Source organism: Sulfitobacter sp. 1A13353 (genome assembly GCF_043557255.1).
Classification (GTDB): domain Bacteria; phylum Pseudomonadota; class Alphaproteobacteria; order Rhodobacterales; family Rhodobacteraceae; genus Sulfitobacter; species Sulfitobacter faviae.
In genome coordinates this window covers 134,651-154,058 of the sequence record NZ_JBIFFS010000006.1, presented here as the reverse complement: position 1 = coordinate 154,058, position 19,408 = coordinate 134,651, and the positions used below count along the sequence as shown (strand labels likewise).

The following is a 19,408-nucleotide window of genomic DNA, read 5'->3' as shown; positions in this document are numbered from 1 at the left end:
CCCGCTTGAAAGGGCTTCAGCCGCTGAAGGGCAGCACCTCAGCCGGGGCGAGGCCAGTGGTGAACAGGCCGACCCCGCCGCCTTGCGTGATGCTGCTGCCGTCCTGCTGTAGCCCAGTGGTGAAGATCTCGACCCCTTCGCCCAACAACATGTCACCGCCCCCACGGGTGAGGCCGGTGGTGAAAAGGCCAACACCGGCGCCAAGCGCCATGGGATTGTCCTCTGTCTGAGGGGCTGATACGGGGGCGAAGTCGCGTGCAAAAATAGCAGTCATAGTATGGTCCTTTTCAGAGGGCTTTGCAATTTAAAGATGTAGTTCTTCGACTGACGCACGTTAAGCGTGTCAATCCAAGCATTTTTCGGCTAACACATTGTACTGAAAGATTTTTCCACATTCAGGTCGCGCCGCAGTTTCGCCTGAATTCTCGAATTCTCTTGCGCCCTGTGGAGAAAAAGAAATGCCGCCCACAGGGCAGGATCGAGACAATACGGGCAACCGCCTCGCGGACTTTCTAAAATAGCGAGAAATCTGACCCGAGAATCACCTTAAGCGCGCAAGCCTTCCCCTTGCTCCGCGACGCCAATTGCGCGATAGCAGTCGGACGTCGAAAGAGGGCCGGATATGAAGATCGCGAGTTTCAACATCAACGGTATCAAGGCCCGTGCGGCGGCCCTTCCCGATTGGCTAGACGAGGCGCAGCCGGACGTTGTCGTGCTGCAAGAGATTAAGTCAGTGGATGAGGCCTTCCCCCGCGAAATGCTCGAAGAGCGCGGCTATAACGTCGAAACCCACGGGCAGAAATCCTTTAACGGCGTGGCGATCCTGTCGAAACTCCCGCTTGAGGATGTGACCCGCGGCCTGCCGGGCGATGATGCCGATGATCAGGCCCGCTGGATCGAAGCGACGGTTGTGGGCGACGATATGGCGCTGCGGGTCTGCGGGCTCTACCTGCCCAATGGCAACCCGGCGCCGGGGCCGAAATATGACTATAAACTCGCATGGATGGCGCGGCTGCAAGCCCGTGCCGAAACGCTGCTGGCCGAGGAAACGCCGTTCCTTATGGCGGGGGATTACAACATCATCCCGCAGGCCGAAGACGCCGCCAAACCCGACAGCTGGCGCGAAGATGCCCTCTTCCGCCCCGAGTCCCGCGCCGCGTGGCGGCGGCTGGTGAACCTTGGCCTTACGGACGCCTTCCGGGCGCGCACCCAAGGGCCGGGGCATTACTCCTTCTGGGATTATCAGGCCGGGGCGTGGAACCGCAACAACGGCATCCGCATCGACCACTTCCTATTGTCGCCCACCGTGGCCGACCGGCTGCGCGATTGCCAGATCGACCGCGACGTGCGCGGGCGCGATAAGCCGTCGGATCACGTGCCCATCTGGGTCGAACTGGATATCTGAGGTCAGGCCTCCAGTTCGGCATCCCAATAGAGGAAATCCATCCAGCTTTCATGCAGATGGCCGGGCGGGAATTTGCGGCCCATGTTGCGCAGTTCTTCTGCGGCGGGTTGCCGCGGCGGTTTGCGCAGGGCAAGCCCCGTGCGGTGCAGGGGCCGCGAGCCTTTGCGCAGGTTGCAAGGGCTACAGGCGGCGACCACGTTTTGCCAGCTTGTCACCCCACCGGCAGCGCGCGGCACCACATGGTCAAAGGTCAGATCGCCCTTCGCGCCGCAGTATTGGCAGCGGAATTCATCCCTCAGAAATAAATTAAAGCGCGTGAAGGCCACGCGCTTTTGAGGTTTGACATAGTCTTTGAGAACGACAACCGAGGGGATCCTGATCACCGTAGAGGGGCTGCGCACCACCTCGTCATATTCGGCGACGATCTCGACCCGGTCGAGCCATTTGGCCTTTACCGCCTCCTGCCATGGCCAGAGCGACAGCGGGTAATAGGATAAAGGTCGGTAATCCGCGTTGAGCACCAGCGCGGGGTGGTGTTTGAGCGCCGCCGGTTGGCGGGTAAATTCGGTCCTGAAATCGCCGTCCATCTGGTCGCGTCCTCTGCCCGTTTTAGTCACTATATCTCGCGGTTTCGCTCTGGCAAGACAAAGGTGAACCACTAGATGTCGCCGGTTTTGCCCAAAGATTACGACAGAGGCGTGACAGATGGGCAGAGTTTGTTAACCTTGTGGCATGTCGAAAAGCCCCCTCCCCGATGCGCCCGCCCCGCAATCCCTGCTCGAAGCCGCCGTCTATGTCGATGATCTGGACGCGGCGCGGGGGTTTTACCGCGACATTCTGGGGCTGAAACTGTTTCAGGAGGTGCCGGGTCGGCATATGTTCTTTGCGCTCGGGCCCTCGGTCTTGCTGGTCTTCAACCCGACCGCCACGGCGCAGCCGCCCGGCAATCCGAAAATGCCTGTGCCGCCCCATGGCGCGCGCGGCCCGGGGCATGTCTGCTTTGCGATGAAACGCGATGAGATCGCCACAATGGAGACGCGGCTGCAGGCCGCCGGGGTCGAGACCGACACCAGTTTTGATTGGCCCAACGGGGCGCGCTCGCTCTATGTGCGCGACCCCGCTGGCAATTCGGTTGAGTTCGCCGAACCCTGGCTTTGGGACGAGATGAAGGGTTAAAGCCCCAGTTTGTCGCGCATGAAGGCCAGCGCCACGCTCAGCCCATCGGGCGCGATGCCATGGCCGGTGCCCTTCATCACATGGGCGTAAACGTCTTGCCACCCCGCCTCTTGCAGCGCTTCGGCGGCCTGCGGCAAGGATTGCGGCGGCACCACGTCATCGGCATCCCCATGAACCAGCAGCACCGGCGGTTTCACCTGCGCCTCTTCGGCCAGCGCTTCGGGGTTGAGCAGACGGCCCGAGAAGGCCACGATCCCCGCCACGGCATCTTCGCGCCGTGGGGCCACATGCAGCGACATCATCGTGCCTTGGGAAAAGCCGAAGAGCACGACCTGTTCGGGCAGCACGTCTTCGTCGACCATCAGCGCATCGAGGAAGGCATCGAGGTCTTCGACCGCGCTCATCATCCCGCGCATCGATTCCTCTTCGGACGACCCGTCGATCCATGGGATCGGGAACCACTGATAGCCCATCGGCGCACCGGCGCAGGCCTCGGGCGCGTCGGGAGCGACGAAAAGCGTGTCGGGCAAATGCTCGCTCAGCGGATCGGCAAGGCCCAGCAAGTCAGCGCCATTCGCGCCATAGCCATGCAGGAACACCACCACCGACCGTGTGGTGCCAGAGACCGGCGCGCGGCGCTCGGCGTTCAAAACCCGTGTCATGACAATCCTTCCTTTTGTTTCAACACCCGGTAGTAGGCAAAGAGCAGCCGCGCCGCAACCGACCGCCAAGGTGACCATGCGGCGGCCATCGCGGAGAGGTCTTTCGGGCTGGGACGGGCAGGCAGATCGAACAGCCCCCGCGCCGCCTCTTGCAGCGCAAGGTCGCCGCTGGGAAAGATATCGCGGCGGCCAAGGCAGAACATCACATAGATCTGCGCCGTCCATGGCCCGATCCCCGGCATGTCGACCAGCGCGGCGATGGCCGCGTCATCGGGCAGCCCGTGCAGCGCGTCGAAGTCGAAATCGCGTTCCGCCAAAGCCAGCACATAGCGCGCCTTGGGGCGGCTCAGCCCCGCAGCACGCAGGCCGTCGTCACCGGCGCGCAGGACGATTTCGGGCCGATCCAACCCCGCCGCGACAAGCCGCGTATAGATCGCCCGCGCCGAGGCCACGCTCACCTGCTGCCCCACAATGATGTCGAGCAGCCCCGCGAAACCGGGTGGGCGCAGGCGCAGAGGCAGCGGGCCGGTCTGGGCCAGCGCCATGGCGAAACGCGGCTCCCGTTCGGCCAGCCATGCCGCGCCTTCGGCCACATCGGCGTCGCAGGTGATCGGGGGCGCGAGGCTCATAGCTGTGCCACCCAATCGAGCATCGCGTCGAGATCGGCCAGACAGGGCGCGCCCTCTGGCAGTGGCGGTCTGTCGATCAGGATCACCGGCAGGCCGAGCGACAGGGCAGCGTCGACTTTCGGGCGGCTGGCCTGCCCGCCGAGGTTGCGGCAAATCAGCAGGTCGACGCCGAGGTCGCGGAACAATGCCGTTTCACTCTCAACGGTGAACGGCGGCTCGCCAAAGATCAGATCTACAAAGTCATAGGGCGCGGCGCGGTCATGGCGGCTCGTCTGCCGCAGCATGAGGCGCGCGCCCTTGAACGGTTGGAACGCTGGCAGGCTGGCCCAACCGGTCGCGGCAAAGACGCGGGCGGCGAGCGGTACGGCGCGGGCGGCGGCCGCGACATCCGGCACCGATTGCAGCAGCGGGTTGTCCAGCGGCCAGAGGGGCCGCGAAAAGCTGACGAAGGGTTTGCCCAAAGACGTGGCGGCGGCATAGCCTGCGTGGCTCAGCCCCGCATCGAACCCGTGGCTGAGATCGAGCACCGCGTCGAAGCCCGCCATATCGCGCCGCAGCGCCGCGGCATCCCCGGCATCGCGCATCTCAAAGGCCATCGGCATCGGATTGCCGCCGCGCGGCGGCTCCGTCAGCCAAGCGGTGACCCGGTGCCCGGCCTGCGTCAAGGCGCGTGCAAGCTGCCGCGCTTCGGCGGTGCCAGCGAGCAGAAGAAGGGTCAGCGAAGGGCGATCGGGGGCGGTCATCGGCGCGATCATCGGCGAGCTTGCCGCCGGGCGCAAGCGGGATCGGCGGCGCAAAAACCGATGCCGGGCTTGCCCTTACCCAAGGGCAGGGCTACCCCTTGGCGGGAAGTGAGGAATTCAGACATGATCGACGACAGACGCGCGCGGCGCAACGTAGCGGTGCTGGTGGCAGCACAGGCCTTTCTCGGTGCGCAGATGCCGATGATTTTCCTTGTCGGCGGTCTTGCCGGGCAGTCGCTTGCGACGAACGTCTGTCTTGCCACCCTGCCGATCTCGATGATCGTTCTGGGCTCCATGCTCTCGGCCACGCCGGTCTCGGCCATCATGCAGCGCTATGGCCGCCGGGCGGGGTTCTTTCTGGGCGCGGCGGGCGGTGCCTTGGGCGGTGCGGTCGCGGCCTACGGGCTTTATCTCGCGTCTTTCCCAGTCTTTTTGCTGGGGTCGCTTCTGACGGGCATCTATATGTCGGCGCAGGGTTTCTACCGTTTCGCCGCCGCCGATACCGCCTCGGATGATTTCCGGCCCAAGGCGATTTCCTATGTCATGGCAGGCGGACTTGTCTCGGCCACCATCGGGCCGCAGCTTGCCACGGCCACGTCGATGAGCCTCGTGGTGCCCTTCCTTGGCACCTATATGGCCGTGGTGGCGGTTAACCTCATCGGGGCGCTGTTGTTTCTCTTCATCGACATTCCGAAACCGCCGATCCCGGCCCATGACGCGCCCAAGGGCCGCAGCCGGTGGGAGCTTTTGACCACGCCGCGCATCGCCGTCGCGGTGATCTGTGCCATGGTGTCCTATGCCTTGATGAACCTTGTGATGACCTCGACCCCGCTGGCTGTCGTCGGCTGCGGCTATAGCCAAGACAGCGCGGGCTATGTGGTCACCGGCCATGTGCTGGCGATGTTCGCGCCTTCGTTCTTTACCGGCCATCTGATCAACCGTTTCGGGGTTGAGCGGATCATGGGCCTCGGCATCGCGATCCTTGCCGCCGCCGGGCTGGTCGCGCTTCAGGGGGTGGAACTGGGCAACTTCTTTGTCGCGCTGATCCTGCTTGGATTGGGCTGGAACTTTGGCTTTATCGGGGCCACCACCATGCTTGCGGGCGCGCATGAGCCGCATGAGCGCGGGCGGATGCAGGGCTTGAATGACCTGCTGGTGTTCGGCGGCGTGACCGTAGCCTCGCTGGCCTCGGGCGGGCTGATGAACTGTTCGGGCGGCACGGCGCAGGAAGGCTGGGCGGCGGTGAACCTTGCCATGGTGCCCTTCTTAGTGCTCGCGGGCGGGTCGCTGATCTGGCTGGTGCTGCGCAGCCGCAAGGAGACGCAGCTGAGCTAAGCGCCTACCAGCGCGACACCAAGGCCCGCAGCGCGAAATGGCGGCGCGGGTCAGGCAGCGCAGCTTGTGAGACCTTTTCCGGCGCATCCACCGCGGCCCGCAACACCGGACCCGCATGGGCGGCAGGCAGCAGCGCCGCGCGCGCGGCTTTGGGGATCCTGCCTCGATTGGCACGCGCCGATTTCAGCCGGTCGAGCGCCCCCTTGGCAAGGGCCGAGACCCCCTCTGCCGTACCATCCAGCAGCGGCACGCGGCCTGCCTCTTCCAAGTTCGGAATGGCGCAAAGCCATGCGGCGATGCCAGTGGCGTAGGCCGCATCGCGCACCACCGCTTCATCCGTCGCCCCAAGGCGGCGGGCGGCGACCCACATCAGATGGCCTGCGGTCTGGTCGATGTAGCGCTCGAAATGCGCGGCATCCTCAAAGGGGTCTTTGTAGATGTCCCATCGCCGCGCGGCGACGAGTTCATCGAGCAGTTCGGCATCCTGTGGCGCAATCGCACGGGCCAGCGGCGTGGTTACCTCATGCCGCCTGACGGGGCCGCCCTTGGCGACCTCTTCCAGCGCGTCGCGCCACCATTGCAGGCGCATCTCGGCGATCATCGTCTCTTGCGTGACCCATGGGGCGCGGGCAACTTCGACGTTGAAGGCGTAGAGCGGGAAGAGCAGCTTGCGCGTCTCGACGGGGGCGGCCATGGCGGCGCGAAAGCGCCAAGGGTCGGCGCGCTCTACCATGGCGGCGCAGGCGTTTAGATCAGCGTCGAAGGTCATGTGGGGCGTGCCACCGTCAGAAGATAGCCGAACTCATCCCGATGCGCGCGCCAACAGGCGATCTCCGCCTCGGCGGCGTCGAGCATTTGAGCCAAATCATCATCCGCACCCGGGCGCAGCTTTTCAATCCGCGCCTCCAGGGGGGTGTAGTAATTCTCCCAAGCTTCATCCGACAGGACACGGGTCGCCACGACCTCATAGCCCGCCGCGCGGACCCGCTCGGCAATGCCGTTTGCGTCGCTCATCGCGGGGTAGTCCGCCCATTGCGCGCGGGCCTCTTCCGACGGGCTATCCGTCAGCCAGCAGGGTTCGGAGAATGCCACAACCCCGCCCACCCGCAGCGATTTGCGCCAACGGGTCAGCGCCTCGGTCACACCGAGGAAATAGACCGCACCGGCGCACCAAATTAGATCATAGTCATTGGCGATCGCGGCCATATCCGCGCGCAGCAGGGTGACATTGCCATCGGCCACGAAACGGCCCCGCGCGGTGTCGACGAAATGCGCAGTTTGATCGAGGGCCGTCACATGGCCCTGCGGGATCGCCGCGCGCAGGGCGCCGATGTCGCTGCCGGGGCCGCAGGCCACATCGGCAATCTCGGCCCGCGCGGGCAGATCGACCTGTTCCACGGCCCAGCTCACATCCGCAGGCTCCCCCGGCCCTTCGCGCGGCAGATCACGATGGAGAGTGAAAAAGGCGGTCATATCATCTGTCATTGGGCGCGGTCCCGGATCAATTTCCAACGTATCGCATCAAGCAGCGCTTCGAATGAGGCGTCGAGTATGTTGGCGCTGACGCCTACGGTGGACCAGCGCCGTCCCTGCCCGTCTTCGCTGTCGATGATGACGCGGGTGGTGGCTTCGGTGCCGCCTTGGGTGATGCGCACCTTGAAGTCAACCAGACGCATGTCATCCAACAGGCTGCTGTATTTGCCCAAGTCCTTGGCCAGCGCCTTGGACAGCGCGTTAACCGGGCCACGGTCCGCGCCATCCTCGTCCAGCGATTCCGAGACCGAGAGCCGTTTTTCCCCATCCACATCAATGACCACGACCGCTTCGGAAAGGCTGACCATCCGGCCTTCGGCATTGCGGCGTCGTTCGACGGTGACGCGGTAGCGCTCGACCTTGAACAGATGCGGCAATTGGCCCATCACGTCGCGGGCCAGCAGCTCAAAGCTCGCCTGCGCGGTGTCATAGGCATAGCCCTGCGCCTCGCGATCTTTGACCACTTCCAAAATCCGGCCAAGCGCAGGGTCGCCCTTGGCGACCGAGAGGCCCGCATCGCTCAGCCGTTTGCGCAAGTTGGATTGCCCGGCTTGGTTCGACATCGGAATGACGCGCGTATTGCCGACCAGCGCGGGGTCGATATGCTCATAGGTGCTGGGGTCTTTGGCGATGGCACTGGCATGCAGCCCCGCCTTATGCGCAAAGGCCGAAGACCCGACGAAACCCGCCTGTTTCATCGGCACGCGGTTGAGGATCTCATCCAGCATCCGGCTGGTGCGCGTGAGCCCGCGCAGCGCCTCGGGGCTCACCCCGATCTCATAGCGGCTGGCATAGGGCTCTTTCAGCAGCAGGATCGGGATCAGGGTGGTAAGATTGGCGTTGCCACAACGCTCCCCCAGCCCGTTGAGCGTGCCTTGGATCTGCCGCGCGCCCGCGTCGACGGCGGCCAGCGTGCAGGCGACGGCGTTTTCGGTGTCGTCGTGGGTGTGAATGCCCAGATGATCCCCCGGGATGCCTGCCGCGATCACGGCGCGGGTGATGCGGCCAATCTCATCGGGCAGCGTGCCACCATTGGTGTCGCAAAGCACGATCCAACGCGCGCCCGCGTTATAGGCTACGCGGATCGCTTCCAGCGCGTAGTCTGGATTGGCCTTGTAACCGTCAAAGAAATGCTCGGCGTCGAAGAGCGCCTCGCGCCCTTGGGCGACAAGATGGGCGACGGATTTGGCGATGTTGTCGGTGTTCTCGGCCAGCGTGATGCCGAGGGCGGTTTTGACGTGGAAGTCATGGGTCTTGCCGACGATGCAGACGGATTTGGTGCCCGCGTTGAGCACGGCGGCCAGCACGTCGTCATTCTCAGCCGACATGCCCGCGCGTTTGGTCATGCCAAAGGCGGTGAGCCTTGCCTGCGTCGGCGGCGCGGCGTCGAAAAAAGCGCTGTCGGTCGGGTTGGCGCCGGGCCAGCCGCCTTCGATGTAATCCACGCCAAGCGCGTCGAGCGCGCTGGCGATCTGGCGTTTCTCATCGGTGGAGAACTGCACGCCTTGGGTTTGCTGCCCGTCACGCAGGGTGGTGTCGTAGAGGGTGAGGCGCGCGCGGGTCATGGGAGATTGCCTCCTTCCGCGTCACACTCCCGTTCGTGCCCTCGGCACGAACAGCGCCCGACCGCCCCCATGGGCGGGCGCTTCGCTTCCGCCCGCGGTCGAACGCCGTTCTTGGGACGGCGACACATCACAACAACCCCTCCAACTGGCTCCGATCAAAGCCCGGCGGCGGCGTCAGCTTTACCCCATCCTTGCTCATCTGCACCTCGATCCCGACCGAGGTCAGCGCTTTCTTGATCCGGTCCACCTCGGCGAAATCCTTGGTCTCCATCGCAGTGGCGCGGGCATCGCCGAGGAAGGCTTCGATATCGGTCAGATCCAGCGCCTGAACCGCGGCCCATTCGGGGATCAGTTCGTCCAGCAGCCCCAAAAGCGACAGCGCCCCGCGCAAGCCTGCCGTATCACCTGCGTTGGACAGCCGGTGGCATTCGGTCAAAGCGCCGTGGGTGTTGAGATCATCGGCCAATAGCGCCACCAGTTCGGGCCCGGGCGTCGCGGCCTCGGCCTCCGCCGCCTGAAGATACCATTTGCGCAGGGTCTTTTCGGCTTCCTCACGCTTCTTTTCGGTCCAGTCCATCGGCTTGCGGTAATGGGTCGAGAGCATCACGAAACGGATGACCTCCCCCGGCACGCCTTGGTCCAGCAAATCGCGGACGGTAAAGAAGTTGCCCAAGGACTTGGACATTTTCTTGCCCTCGACCTGCAACATCTCATTGTGTAGCCAGTAGTTGGCGAACCCGTGGCCCGCGCATTTCGACTGGGCGATCTCATTCTCATGATGCGGGAATTGCAGGTCGATGCCGCCGCCGTGGATGTCGAAACGCTCCCCCAACAGGTCATGCGCCATGGCGGAACATTCGATATGCCAGCCCGGACGCCCCTCACCCCATGGGGAATCCCAGCCGGGGGTGTCTTCGTCCGAAGGCTTCCACAGCACGAAATCCATCGGGTCTTCTTTATAAGGCGCCACCTCGACCCTTGCACCAGCAATCATATCGTCGACCGACCGGCCCGAAAGCGCGCCATATTCGGCATATTTGCGCACCCGGAACAGCACATGGCCCTCGGCCTCATAGGCATAGCCCTCCTCCATCAGCCCGCGGATCATCGCGACCATCTGGGGGATATACTGTGTCGCGCGAGGCATGTGATCGGGCTCCAAGGCGCCCACGGCGGCCATGTCGTCCAGATACCACTGCGTCGTCTCGGCGGTGATCTCTCCAATGCTGCGCCCGCTCTCAGCGGCGCGGGCATTGATCTTGTCGTCCACGTCGGTGAAATTGCGCACGTAAGTCACATGCTGCGGCCCATAGACATGGCGCAGCAAGCGGTAGAGCACATCGAAAACGATCACAGGCCGTGCGTTGCCCAGATGCGCCCGGTCATAGACGGTGGGGCCGCAGACATACATCCGCACATTCTGCGCATCGATCGGGGTGAAATCCTCTTTCTTGCGGGTGGCGGTGTTGTGCAGCTTGATCGTCAGGTCACGGGTCATGGGCAGGCGTCCTTGCGCGGGTGTGACGCGGGCTTGGCATAGTTTTGTCAGAATGGGAATGACGTGAACAGCGGCCCGCGAGGATGTCTCAGCGGGTAATGCAGCAAATAATGAGCGTTGCGGTGTTCATGACCGGGTTGTAGCAAGCGCGCCGCCCTGCGCCAAGCCCCTTGTCCGGTTAAGTTTTATGCAACCCTGCCTTCCGCCTTGCCGGCGCGGATTGACAAAGCCCCAAGGCTCTGCCCCCTTGTGCGGAGAATTTCGGAGGCATCATGGATAGATCATCGCGCATCAAAGGGGTTCTGGCCGGAGGGTCCGACGGTTGGGAAGTGTTTCACAAATCGCGCGCCATGATCGCGGCGGGGGTGCCGGTGACCGAGCTTACCATCGGCGAGCATGACATCCGCACCGCCGCCCCGATCCTGCAAGAGATGCACCGCAGCGCGCTCGGCGGCCATACCGGCTATGCCGCCGTGCCGGGCACCGATGCCCTGCGCGACCGGATTGCGAAACGTGCCGAAGAGCGGACCGGCGTGCCAACGATGCGCGACAATGTGGTGGTCACCCCGGGCGGGCAAGCGGGGCTATTCGCGGCGTTCATGGCGGTCTGCGACCCCGGCGATGCGGCGCTCTACATCGACCCCTATTATGCCACCTACCCCGGCACCCTGCGTGCTGCCGGGGCACGGGCCGTGGCGGTCGAAGCACGGGCCGATCACGGGTTCCTGCCCCGCAGGGCGGATCTGACGGCCGCCGCCGAGGGCGCAAAAGCGCTGTTGATCAACACGCCCAACAACCCGACCGGCGTGATCTATGGCCGCGAAACCTTGGAAGAGATCGCACAGGTCTGCCATGATCACGACCTTTGGCTCGTCTCGGATGAGGTCTATGACACGCAGATTTGGGAGGGCGCACATCTCAGCCCTCGCGCCCTGCCCGGCATGGAGGAGCGAACGCTGGTCATCGGCTCCATGTCGAAATCCCACGCGATGACCGGCAGCCGCTGTGGCTGGATTATCGGGCCTGAAGACATCATTGCCGACCTGATCGACCTTGCCACCCATACTAACTACGGCGTGCCGGGCTTCATTCAGGACGCGAGCGACTATGCCCTCGCCCAAGGTGCCGCTTTCGAAGAGGAAATCAGCGCCCCCTTCGCCCGCCGCCGCGCGCTGGCGCAGCGGGTCTTGAGCACTCAGAACGTGGTGCGTTCAGTGCCCTCGCAAGGGGCGATGTATCTGATGCTGGATATCCGCGCCACGGGCCTCAGCGGCAGCGAATTCGCCGATGCCCTGCTGGAAGATCAGCATATTGCAGTGATGCCGGGCGAGAGTTTCGGCGCGGCGGCGGCGGGCCATGTGCGCGTGGCCATGACGATCGAAAACAGCGCGTTTGAGGCGGCCCTGCGCGACCTCTGCCGCTTTGCCGAAGGGCGCGCCAGCCGCGCCGCGTAAACAAAAAAAGACCGGCCTCCTTTCGGAAGCCGGCCCTTCATCAAAGCGGGTCATGCCGCCAAGACAGATCAGAAGCGCATGGAGCCGCGCAGGGAGATCGTGGTCGCGTCCAGATCTTCGCCTGTGCCGCCTACGTCATCGAATTTGTGCTGCAGCACTTCGCCACCAACGGTGTAGCGGTCAGTCACTTTATAGGTGACGCCCAGACCGGCGAAGGGGCCGGTTTCATCGCCAACGCTTGTGTCGGCACGGGCTGCACCGGCTGTTGCATAGACAAGTGTCTTGCCGAAGTCGTAGCCAGCCTTGACCTTGGCGCGTGCCACGGAGTCCACATCGCCTGCGCCGTTGCCCAGATCGATGTCGGTCTTGTCGTAGTCAAGTTCGCCACCCAGAACGAATTTGCCGAAGTCATAGTCGTAACCGGCGTGGAAACCGTAGGACGTGTCGTCGCCGTCAAGGTTGCCGCTGTCGCTGTCGACGTCGGTCTGGCCGACCTGAAGACCGGTGTAGAAGCCTGTCCAGTCGCCATCAACGGCCACGGGTGTCGGCGCCGGTGTGAAAACCGGTGCTTCAACGGTGGTGTCTTCCAGCGAACCGGCTGCTGCTGCACCCGCGAAGGCGCTGGATGCGATCAGGGCGATGCTGGCGATTGTTGTCGTGCGTTTCATGTTCTGCTCCTTAAATACAGGTGACCCCGCGATCCTCGCCGCAGGGTCACTCACGCAACGCCCCATTTAGGATTGGGTTTCAGGTTTTTCACATCACAGAATTGCGATGCGCTGATTGTCGCACATTTGCAACACACCCTCGGCTAGGGGCCGCTTAAGTTATGTATCATGTGTCGAATTAGGCGCTGCGCAGATGCATTTTGCCTCGTTAAATCAGAGAGTTGATGCCGCAACACGAATTCCCGGCCATGTCTGCCCTCACCGCAGCGAAAGTTCCGCCAGAGAAACGACCCAGAGACAACCGCGCGAAAGAGGCTCCCCGATCGAAAACCGCTAAAACGCCCCCGACCCCGCACCATTCCCTCACGGTAGACCCCGTCCGAGGCTTGCTGTCACCACTGAACGCGTTATCTGCTCGTATTGTCAGCAAGAAGGAGCAGGCCCCACCCCATGTCTTGGATCACCACCCATCTGGAAGTCGTCATTATCGTGATCCTGACGCTGCTGGCGGCAATCGTGATCTTGCAACAACGCCGCACGCCGCAATCCACCGCCGCTTGGCTGTTGTTCATCATCGTGCTGCCCTGGGTTGCGGTGCCGCTGTTTCTGGCGCTCGGCTTTCGCAAACAATCCTCGCGCTACACGCCGGTGCATTTTCTGAAAGGCGATACCGGCGGCCCGCCGCCCCGCCCTGTGCATACGCTTGACGCGACGATGCAGTATTTCGGTCTGCCCGCCGCTGTCCATGGCCAAGACCTGCGGCTCTTGGGCGACCCCACGGCGGCCCATGAAGCGGTCATGGCACTGATCCAAGGGGCCGAGAAACGGCTCGACGTGCTCTTTTACATCGTAGCCAATGACGACACCGGGCGCATTTTCGTCGACGCGCTAACCGAACGGGCCAAGGCGGGCGTGAAGGTTCGGCTGCTGATGGACCGTTTGGGCACCCTGCGCGGCCCGACAGCCGCCCTGCGCCGCCTGTGCGACGCGGGTGGCGATGTGCGCTTCTACTCTCCGCTGTTGCAACTCCCGGGCTCGGGCCATCTGAACCTGCGCAACCACCGCAAAATGATCATCGCCGATGATGCACGGGTCTTTTCCGGGGGCATGAACATCGGCGCGCATTACCTCGGACCTGCGGCCTTGGAGGATGGCTGGACCGATCTGGCCTTTCTGCTCGAAGGCCGCGCGGTGCAGAGTTTCGGCGATGTGTTCCGCTCAGACTGGGGCGTCGCCAGTGGGGAGGCTTTGGACCCGGCCCCCTCGGTCGCGGCCCATACGGGCGGGACAGCGACAGTGCAGCTCGTGCCCTCCGGCCCCGACATCGCCGAAGACCCGCTGCATGATGGTCTGATCCGCGCAATACATCTGGCCGAGGCACGGATTTGGCTGGTGACCCCCTATTTCGTCCCGACCGAGGCGCTCGGTTCGGCTTTGACCACTGCGGCCCGGCGGGGTGTGGATGTGCGGGTTCTGGTCCCCGAACGCTCAAACCAACGGATGGCCGATTTTGCGCGGGGTGCCTATCTGCGCGATCTGCATGAGGCGGGCGGCCATGTGCTCTATTACCAGCCTGGCATGATCCACGCCAAAGCCGGGATCATCGACGACATGGGGCTGGTCGGCACGGCCAATTTCGACGTGCGCAGCATGCTGCTGAATTTCGAGGTCACGCTCTTTGTCTATGACGCGGCCTCGGTCGCAAAGCTGCATGACTGGTTCGAACATCTCTCGGAGCATTGCGCCATGGAAAGACCGCCTAGCGGGATGTTCCGCAAGGTGGCCGAAGGGCTGTTTCGTCTGGGAGCGCCCGTCCTATGATCCCCGCCGTCGCCCCGCAATCGCTGCGCATCGTCAGCTATAATATCCGCAAGGCCATGGGCACCGACCGGCGCCGCGATCCCGAGCGGATCATGCGGATCATCCGCAGCCTGCATGCCGATGTGGTGGTGCTGCAAGAGGCCGACCGCCGCCGTGCCCCCCGCCCTTCGGCCCTGCCTCTCGACCGGGTCGAAGAGGTGACGGGCCTGCGCCCTGTGCCCACGCCGAGCGACGTGAGCATCGGCTGGCATGGCAATGCCGTTCTGGTCCGCCCCTCGGCCAAGATCGACCGGGTGGCGCATCTGACCCTGCCGGGGGTGGAGCCGCGCGGCGCCATGGTGGCCGACCTGCATCTCGGCGCGCGGCAATTGCGCGTGATCGCCTCGCATCTCGGCCTGCTGCGTCCGTCGCGCAAGGAGCAGCTGAGCGCCATGATCGCCCATCTCGACGCCTGCGCCGCCTGCCCGACGCTGATCGCGGGCGACCTGAACGAATGGTCGCAAAAGGTGGGTCTCGGGCGTTTGGCGAAACGGTTCACCATTCATGCGCCGGGCAAGAGCTATCACGCGCGGATGCCCGTGGCCTTCCTAGATCGCATCGCCTTGGACCAACATCTTACCGTGCGCCAAGGCGGTGTGATCGAGACAGCCCAGACCCGCCGCGCCTCGGACCATTTGCCGATCTGGCTCGACGTGGCGCATCGCTAGACGTCCTCACCCCGTGGCCCAAGCCAATTCGCCCACCATCATGTTGCAGGCCTGCTGCGGGGTCGAGAAAGCGACCTGCATATCAAAGGCCATGCGCACATCCGCCCGCGCCTTGGCGATGGTGGCATCCGTCGCCCCAAGCCGCCGCGCGGTGGCAATATTCTGGTTCGCGTCATGCCGCAGCTTGCGCACGCTTTCATAGCCGCCCGCAAAACCCGCACATTGTTTCGCCGTCAACTCCGCCGCCGCCGCTTTGCGCGCCGCGGCCTCCATCGGTGAGGCCGGAGGCTCCACACAGCCCGCCAGCGATCCGGTGAGAAATCCCAATATAACAAGACGTTTCATCAAATTCTCCCTTTCATGACCTTGATAGGGAGAGACTGGTTTAATTTTGGTTAACGCAGTTTTGACGAGGACGCGGAAATTAACGCTTTGGTAGAGCTACACGCCGACTTCGTCGGGGCGGGCCTTTTGGCCCTGCCCCTGCGCGCCCCTTTCGGGATACATCTTATCAGCTACAGCCCGAAGTGCCGCCGCAGGTGTTGCACTTCATGCAGGTGCCGTTGCGAACCAATGTGTAGTTGCCACATTCACCACAGGCTTCGCCCTCATAGCCCTGCATCTTGGCCTTGGCCCGCGCATCGAGACTTACCGCGCCGGTCGCGGCCGGAGCTGCGGGCTGCACCGCGACCGCCATATCGCCATTGCTGACTTGGGCTGCGTAGGCGGAGCTTGTTTCGACGTTTTGCCCGCCTTGCAGCACAACCAACTCTTGCGGCAGCCGGTTGCGCAGATAGCCGGTGGAGCTGATTTGCTTCAGCACTTCCAACGATTTATTCGCGGCCCCTTCGCTCAACTCGCTGACGTTCGAGAGGTTCTCTTCCTCGCCCCGGCCCAGATCGTCAAAGGTCGCGCCCTCGGGCTTCACATGCGCCAGATCGGTGCGGTCGAGGTAGCTCACCGCCAATTCACGGAACACATAGTCGAGGATCGAGGTCGCCTGTTTGATGCTGTCGTTGCCCTGCACCATGCCCGCCGGTTCGAACTTGGTGAAGGTGAAGGCGTCAACGAATTCCTCCAGCGGCACGCCGTATTGCAGACCGACCGAGACCGCGATGGCGAAGTTGTTCATCATCGCCCGGAAGCCCGCGCCTTCCTTGTGCATGTCGATGAAGATCTCGCCCAGCTTGCCGTCCTCATATTCGCCGGTGCGCAGATAAACTTTGTGACCGCCCACGTTGGCCTTCTGGGTATAGCCCTTGCGGCGCTGCGGCATCTTCTCGCGGTGCGACTTGATGATCTCCTTGACGATCACCTTCTCGACGATCTTTTCGGCCAACACGGCGGCTTTCTCATGGGTGTTGCCGCTTTCCAGCGTCTCGGCGGCGTCTTCGTCGTCCTCCACGAGGGCCGCGGCCAGTGGTTGGCTCAGTTTCGAACCATCGCGATAGAGCGCGTTGGCCTTGATCCCCAAGGACCAGCTGAGTTCATAAGCCTTCTGGCAATCCTCGATCGTCGCGTCATTGGGCATGTTGATCGTCTTAGAGATCGCCCCCGAGATGAAGCTCTGCGCCGCCGCCATCATGTGGATGTGGCTGTTGACCGAGAGATAGCGTTTGCCCTTCTTGCCGCAGGGGTTGGCGCAGTCGAAGATGCCGTAATGCGCCTCGCGCAGATGCGGCGCGCCTTCGAGCGTCATGGTCCCGCAGACGTGGTCATTGGCCGCTTCGATATCGGCCTTGCTGAAACCGAGGGAGCGGAGCAGATCAAAGGTCGGGTCGTTCAGCTTTTCGGTCGGAATGCCCAGCACCTGCGTGCAGAAAGCTTCGCCCAACGTCCATTGGTTGAAGACAAAGCGGATGTCGAAGGCCTGCTTTAGCGCGGCGTCGATCTTGGCCAATTCATTGGCGCCAAAGCCGTGCCCTGCCAGCGTGGTGTGGTTGATCGCGGGCGCATTGCCGATGGTGCCGTGGCCGACGGCGTAGCTGACGATCTCTTCGATCTGGGCCGACCCGTAGCCGAGCTTTTCCAGCGCGGCAGGCACGGATTGGTTGATGATCTTGAAGTATCCACCCCCGGCGAGCTTCTTGAACTTCACCAGCGCGAAGTCGGGCTCGATGCCGGTGGTATCGCAGTCCATCACCAGACCGATGGTGCCGGTGGGCGCGATGACGGAGGTCTGCGCGTTGCGGTAGCCATGGGCTTCGCCCAGTTTCAGCGCCTCGTCCCAGCAGGATTTGGCGATGTCGACCAGCCCCGCCTGCGGGCAGTTGGCGTGATCCAGCGGGACCGGCTTGACCGACAGCTGCTCATAGCCGTCGGCCTTGCCATGGGCCGCGGTGCGGTGGTTGCGGATGATGCGGAGCATGTGTTCGGCGTTCTTGGCATAGCCCGGGAAAGCGCCTAATTCGCCCGCCATCTCGGCGGAGGTCGCATAGGCGACGCCGGTCATGATCGCGGTCAGGGCACCGCCCAAAGCGCGGCCTTCGTCGCTGTCATAGGAATAGCCCATGTTCATCAGCAAGCCCCCGATATTGGCATAGCCCAGACCCAGCGTGCGGAAGTCATAAGACCGCTGCGCGATTTCCTTGGAGGGGAACTGCGCCATCATCACGCTGATTTCCAGTGTCACGGTCCACAGGCGCGAGGCGTGCATGTAGTCCTCGACCTGAAAGACACCGTCCTTGAGGAAGGTCAGCAGGTTCATCGAAGCCAGATTGCAGGCCGTGTCGTCGAGGAACATGTACTCCGAACAGGGGTTCGAGCCGCGGATCGCGCCGTCTTCGGGACAGGTGTGCCAGTCGTTCACGGTGTCGTGGTATTGGATGCCCGGATCGGCGCAGGCCCAAGCGGCGTGGCCGACCTGATCCCAGAGGTCACGGGCGCGGACGGTCTTAACAACCCGGTTCTCGGTGCGGCTGATCAGCTCCCAGTCGGCATCCTTCTCCACGGCCTTCAGAAAGGCGTTGGTGACGCGGATCGAGTTGTTGGAGTTCTGGCCGGAGACGGAGTTGTAGGCCTCAGAATCCCAGTCGGTGTCATAGGTCGGGAACTCGATGCCGGTGTGGCCCTGCTTGGCGTAGTCCAGCACGCGCTTGACGTAGGTCTCGGGGATCGCGACCTTCTTGGCCTCGCGGATCGCCTGTTTCAGCGCGGCGTTCTTGGCGGGGTCATAGGCATCCGCCTCGGCCCCGTCCCATGTCTTGATCGCGTCGAACAAAAGGTTGAGCTTCTGCTCGTGCATCTTGGAGCCGGCGACGATGGAGGCCACCTTCTGCTCTTCGAGCACCTTCCAGTTGATGAAATCCTCGATATCGGGGTGGTCGGCGTCGACGATCACCATCTTGGCCGCCCGGCGGGTGGTGCCGCCGGATTTGATGGCGCCGGCTGCACGGTCCCCGATCTTGAGGAACCCCATCAAACCCGACGACTTGCCGCCGCCCGACAGCTTCTCGCCCTCTCCACGGAGCGATGAAAAGTTGGTGCCCGTGCCCGAGCCGTATTTGAACAGACGCGCCTCGCGGACCCAAAGGTCCATGATGCCGCCATCGCCCACCAGATCGTCGCCGACGGACTGGATAAAGCAGGCATGCGGCTGCGGGTGCTCATAAGAGGATTTCGACCGGGTCAGTTTGCCAGTCTTGTAGTCGACGTAGTAATGCCCCTGCGCCGGACCGTCGATGCCATAGGCCCAGTGCAGACCGGTGTTGAACCACTGCGGGCTGTTGGGGGCCGCGCGCTGGCTGGCGAGCATGTGGCGCATCTCGTCGTAATAGGCGCGGGCGTCTTCCTCGGTGGTGAAATAGCCGCCCTTCCAGCCCCAATAGGCCCAAGCGCCCGCCAGACGGTCGAAGACCTGCTTGGAGGAAGTCTCACCGCCCATCTCGGCACCCTCGGCGGGCTCGGAGCGCCACAGGAACTCGGGCACGTCCTTTTCCTTGACCTTGCGGGTCTTGCTGGGCACGCCTGCCTTGCGGAAATACTTCTGAGCGATCACGTCGCTGGCGACCTGGCTCCAGGATTTGGGCACTTCGACGTTGTCGAGCTTGAACACCACCGAACCGTCAGGGTTGCGGATCTCTGACACCGTGGTGACAAAGTCCAAATCCGCATAGGCATCCTGCCCGGCCTTGGTGAAATTCCGTTCAATCTTCATCGTCGCTGCCCTTTTTCAAACTCTCAAAATCCTGAGCCGACATGCCCACGGCAGGC

General features: G+C 63.4%; 18 protein-coding genes. 6 read left to right on the top strand and 12 right to left on the bottom strand.

Annotated features, from left to right (window positions below; all coding sequences use genetic code 11):
* Positions 1–16: 16 nt before the first annotated feature.
* A complete protein-coding gene (locus ACGYLO_RS15300) occupies positions 17–274 on the bottom strand; it encodes a DUF6749 family protein (protein WP_271687162.1) in 258 nt (85 codons plus the stop codon).
* Positions 275–622: 348 nt separating this feature from the next.
* On the opposite strand from ACGYLO_RS15300, the gene xth reads away from it, so the two are divergent.
* Positions 623–1,405, top strand: a complete 783-nt coding sequence (xth, locus tag ACGYLO_RS15295; protein ID WP_271687161.1) for an exodeoxyribonuclease III — start codon at positions 623–625, stop codon at positions 1,403–1,405.
* Between the two features lie 2 nt (positions 1,406–1,407).
* On the opposite strand, the gene ACGYLO_RS15290 is transcribed toward xth, so the two are convergent.
* On the bottom strand, positions 1,408–1,992 hold the full coding sequence (locus tag ACGYLO_RS15290; RefSeq protein ID WP_271687159.1) for an HNH endonuclease: 585 nt from the start codon (positions 1,990–1,992) through the stop codon (positions 1,408–1,410).
* Between the two features lie 145 nt (positions 1,993–2,137).
* On the opposite strand from ACGYLO_RS15290, the gene ACGYLO_RS15285 reads away from it, so the two are divergent.
* Positions 2,138–2,581: a VOC family protein gene (locus ACGYLO_RS15285; RefSeq protein ID WP_271687158.1), complete on the top strand. Its 444-nt coding sequence runs from the start codon at positions 2,138–2,140 to the stop codon at positions 2,579–2,581.
* On the opposite strand, the gene ACGYLO_RS15280 is transcribed toward ACGYLO_RS15285, so the two are convergent.
* The 3 genes from ACGYLO_RS15280 to ACGYLO_RS15270 are packed head-to-tail and all read right to left on the bottom strand — an operon-like array spanning position 2,578 to position 4,615.
* Positions 2,578–3,243, bottom strand: coding sequence for an alpha/beta hydrolase (locus ACGYLO_RS15280; protein ID WP_067267442.1), 666 nt, complete (start codon positions 3,241–3,243; stop codon positions 2,578–2,580). The genes ACGYLO_RS15285 and ACGYLO_RS15280 overlap by 4 nt on opposite strands.
* Complete coding sequence (locus ACGYLO_RS15275) at positions 3,240–3,872, bottom strand: DNA-3-methyladenine glycosylase (RefSeq protein WP_271687157.1); 633 nt, start codon at positions 3,870–3,872, stop codon at positions 3,240–3,242. Before ACGYLO_RS15275 ends, ACGYLO_RS15280 begins: the two co-directional genes overlap by 4 nt.
* Positions 3,869–4,615 carry a precorrin-6A/cobalt-precorrin-6A reductase gene (locus ACGYLO_RS15270; RefSeq protein ID WP_271687156.1) on the bottom strand — a complete coding sequence of 249 codons (747 nt, stop codon included), beginning with the start codon at positions 4,613–4,615 and terminating at the stop codon, positions 3,869–3,871. The genes ACGYLO_RS15275 and ACGYLO_RS15270 overlap by 4 nt, the downstream gene beginning before the upstream one ends.
* 123 nt (positions 4,616–4,738) lie before the next feature.
* Here ACGYLO_RS15270 and ACGYLO_RS15265 point away from each other — a divergent pair, with 123 nt between their 5' ends.
* A complete protein-coding gene (locus tag ACGYLO_RS15265) occupies positions 4,739–5,950 on the top strand; it encodes an MFS transporter (protein WP_271687154.1) in 1,212 nt (403 codons plus the stop codon).
* Positions 5,951–5,954: 4 nt separating this feature from the next.
* On the opposite strand, the gene ACGYLO_RS15260 is transcribed toward ACGYLO_RS15265, so the two are convergent.
* The 4 genes from ACGYLO_RS15260 to cysS all read right to left on the bottom strand — a co-directional run bounded on the left by ACGYLO_RS15260 (position 5,955) and on the right by cysS (position 10,546).
* Positions 5,955–6,719 carry a squalene/phytoene synthase family protein gene (locus ACGYLO_RS15260; RefSeq protein ID WP_271687153.1) on the bottom strand — a complete coding sequence of 255 codons (765 nt, stop codon included), beginning with the start codon at positions 6,717–6,719 and terminating at the stop codon, positions 5,955–5,957.
* A complete protein-coding gene (locus tag ACGYLO_RS15255; RefSeq protein WP_271687152.1) occupies positions 6,716–7,435 on the bottom strand; it encodes a trans-aconitate 2-methyltransferase in 720 nt (239 codons plus the stop codon). Before ACGYLO_RS15255 ends, ACGYLO_RS15260 begins: the two co-directional genes overlap by 4 nt.
* Positions 7,432–9,048 carry a citramalate synthase gene (gene cimA / locus ACGYLO_RS15250; protein WP_271687150.1) on the bottom strand — a complete coding sequence of 539 codons (1,617 nt, stop codon included), beginning with the start codon at positions 9,046–9,048 and terminating at the stop codon, positions 7,432–7,434. The genes ACGYLO_RS15255 and cimA overlap by 4 nt, the downstream gene beginning before the upstream one ends.
* A gap of 127 nt (positions 9,049–9,175) precedes the next feature.
* Entirely contained in the window at positions 9,176–10,546 is a 1,371-nt protein-coding gene (cysS, locus tag ACGYLO_RS15245) for a cysteine--tRNA ligase (RefSeq protein ID WP_271687149.1), read from the bottom strand.
* A 272-nt stretch (positions 10,547–10,818) separates the two neighbouring features.
* Between cysS and ACGYLO_RS15240 the strand changes: the two genes are divergently transcribed.
* Positions 10,819–12,000 carry a pyridoxal phosphate-dependent aminotransferase gene (locus tag ACGYLO_RS15240; RefSeq protein ID WP_271687148.1) on the top strand — a complete coding sequence of 394 codons (1,182 nt, stop codon included), beginning with the start codon at positions 10,819–10,821 and terminating at the stop codon, positions 11,998–12,000.
* 68 nt (positions 12,001–12,068) lie between these two features.
* Here the strand turns inward: ACGYLO_RS15240 and ACGYLO_RS15235 are convergent, their stop codons facing one another.
* Positions 12,069–12,668 (bottom strand): outer membrane protein, encoded by a 600-nt coding sequence (locus tag ACGYLO_RS15235; protein ID WP_271687147.1) that lies wholly within the window; start codon positions 12,666–12,668, stop codon positions 12,069–12,071.
* A gap of 450 nt (positions 12,669–13,118) precedes the next feature.
* On the opposite strand from ACGYLO_RS15235, the gene ACGYLO_RS15230 reads away from it, so the two are divergent.
* Both ACGYLO_RS15230 and ACGYLO_RS15225 read left to right on the top strand, forming a co-directional pair.
* On the top strand, positions 13,119–14,489 hold the full coding sequence (locus ACGYLO_RS15230; protein WP_271687146.1) for a phosphatidylserine/phosphatidylglycerophosphate/cardiolipin synthase family protein: 1,371 nt from the start codon (positions 13,119–13,121) through the stop codon (positions 14,487–14,489).
* Positions 14,486–15,196 carry an endonuclease/exonuclease/phosphatase family protein gene (locus ACGYLO_RS15225; protein WP_271687145.1) on the top strand — a complete coding sequence of 237 codons (711 nt, stop codon included), beginning with the start codon at positions 14,486–14,488 and terminating at the stop codon, positions 15,194–15,196. Before ACGYLO_RS15230 ends, ACGYLO_RS15225 begins: the two co-directional genes overlap by 4 nt.
* A 6-nt stretch (positions 15,197–15,202) precedes the next feature.
* Here ACGYLO_RS15225 and ACGYLO_RS15220 read toward each other — a convergent pair whose 3' ends face one another.
* Together ACGYLO_RS15220 and ACGYLO_RS15215 are read right to left on the bottom strand one after the other, a co-directional pair.
* Positions 15,203–15,541, bottom strand: a complete 339-nt coding sequence (locus ACGYLO_RS15220) for a hypothetical protein (RefSeq protein WP_271687144.1) — start codon at positions 15,539–15,541, stop codon at positions 15,203–15,205.
* A gap of 166 nt (positions 15,542–15,707) precedes the next feature.
* The gene (locus ACGYLO_RS15215; RefSeq protein WP_271687143.1) at positions 15,708–19,352 is read right to left on the bottom strand and encodes a vitamin B12-dependent ribonucleotide reductase; all 3,645 of its coding nucleotides are present in this window, start codon (positions 19,350–19,352) and stop codon (positions 15,708–15,710) included.
* Positions 19,353–19,408: the final 56 nt, after the last annotated feature.

Excerpts from the sequence above, each read along its gene's own strand:
- ACGYLO_RS15270 (WP_271687156.1), bottom strand. The coding sequence starts at position 4,615 with ATGACCGCCCCCGATCGCCCTTCGCTGACCCTTCTTCTGCTCGCTGGC.
- ACGYLO_RS15265 (WP_271687154.1), top strand. The coding sequence starts at position 4,739 with ATGATCGACGACAGACGCGCGCGGCGCAACGTAGCGGTGCTGGTGGCA.
- ACGYLO_RS15235 (WP_271687147.1), bottom strand. The coding sequence starts at position 12,668 with ATGAAACGCACGACAACAATCGCCAGCATCGCCCTGATCGCATCCAGC.
- ACGYLO_RS15255 (WP_271687152.1), bottom strand. The coding sequence starts at position 7,435 with ATGACAGATGATATGACCGCCTTTTTCACTCTCCATCGTGATCTGCCG.
- ACGYLO_RS15230 (WP_271687146.1), top strand. The coding sequence starts at position 13,119 with ATGTCTTGGATCACCACCCATCTGGAAGTCGTCATTATCGTGATCCTG.
- ACGYLO_RS15280 (WP_067267442.1), bottom strand. The coding sequence starts at position 3,243 with ATGACACGGGTTTTGAACGCCGAGCGCCGCGCGCCGGTCTCTGGCACC.
- ACGYLO_RS15300 (WP_271687162.1), bottom strand. The coding sequence starts at position 274 with ATGACTGCTATTTTTGCACGCGACTTCGCCCCCGTATCAGCCCCTCAG.
- ACGYLO_RS15275 (WP_271687157.1), bottom strand. The coding sequence starts at position 3,872 with ATGAGCCTCGCGCCCCCGATCACCTGCGACGCCGATGTGGCCGAAGGC.
- cysS (WP_271687149.1), bottom strand. The coding sequence starts at position 10,546 with ATGACCCGTGACCTGACGATCAAGCTGCACAACACCGCCACCCGCAAG.
- ACGYLO_RS15260 (WP_271687153.1), bottom strand. The coding sequence starts at position 6,719 with ATGACCTTCGACGCTGATCTAAACGCCTGCGCCGCCATGGTAGAGCGC.
- ACGYLO_RS15285 (WP_271687158.1), top strand. The coding sequence starts at position 2,138 with ATGTCGAAAAGCCCCCTCCCCGATGCGCCCGCCCCGCAATCCCTGCTC.
- ACGYLO_RS15290 (WP_271687159.1), bottom strand. The coding sequence starts at position 1,992 with ATGGACGGCGATTTCAGGACCGAATTTACCCGCCAACCGGCGGCGCTC.
- ACGYLO_RS15225 (WP_271687145.1), top strand. The coding sequence starts at position 14,486 with ATGATCCCCGCCGTCGCCCCGCAATCGCTGCGCATCGTCAGCTATAAT.
- ACGYLO_RS15220 (WP_271687144.1), bottom strand. The coding sequence starts at position 15,541 with ATGAAACGTCTTGTTATATTGGGATTTCTCACCGGATCGCTGGCGGGC.
- ACGYLO_RS15240 (WP_271687148.1), top strand. The coding sequence starts at position 10,819 with ATGGATAGATCATCGCGCATCAAAGGGGTTCTGGCCGGAGGGTCCGAC.
- ACGYLO_RS15215 (WP_271687143.1), bottom strand. The coding sequence starts at position 19,352 with ATGAAGATTGAACGGAATTTCACCAAGGCCGGGCAGGATGCCTATGCG.
- xth (WP_271687161.1), top strand. The coding sequence starts at position 623 with ATGAAGATCGCGAGTTTCAACATCAACGGTATCAAGGCCCGTGCGGCG.
- cimA (WP_271687150.1), bottom strand. The coding sequence starts at position 9,048 with ATGACCCGCGCGCGCCTCACCCTCTACGACACCACCCTGCGTGACGGG.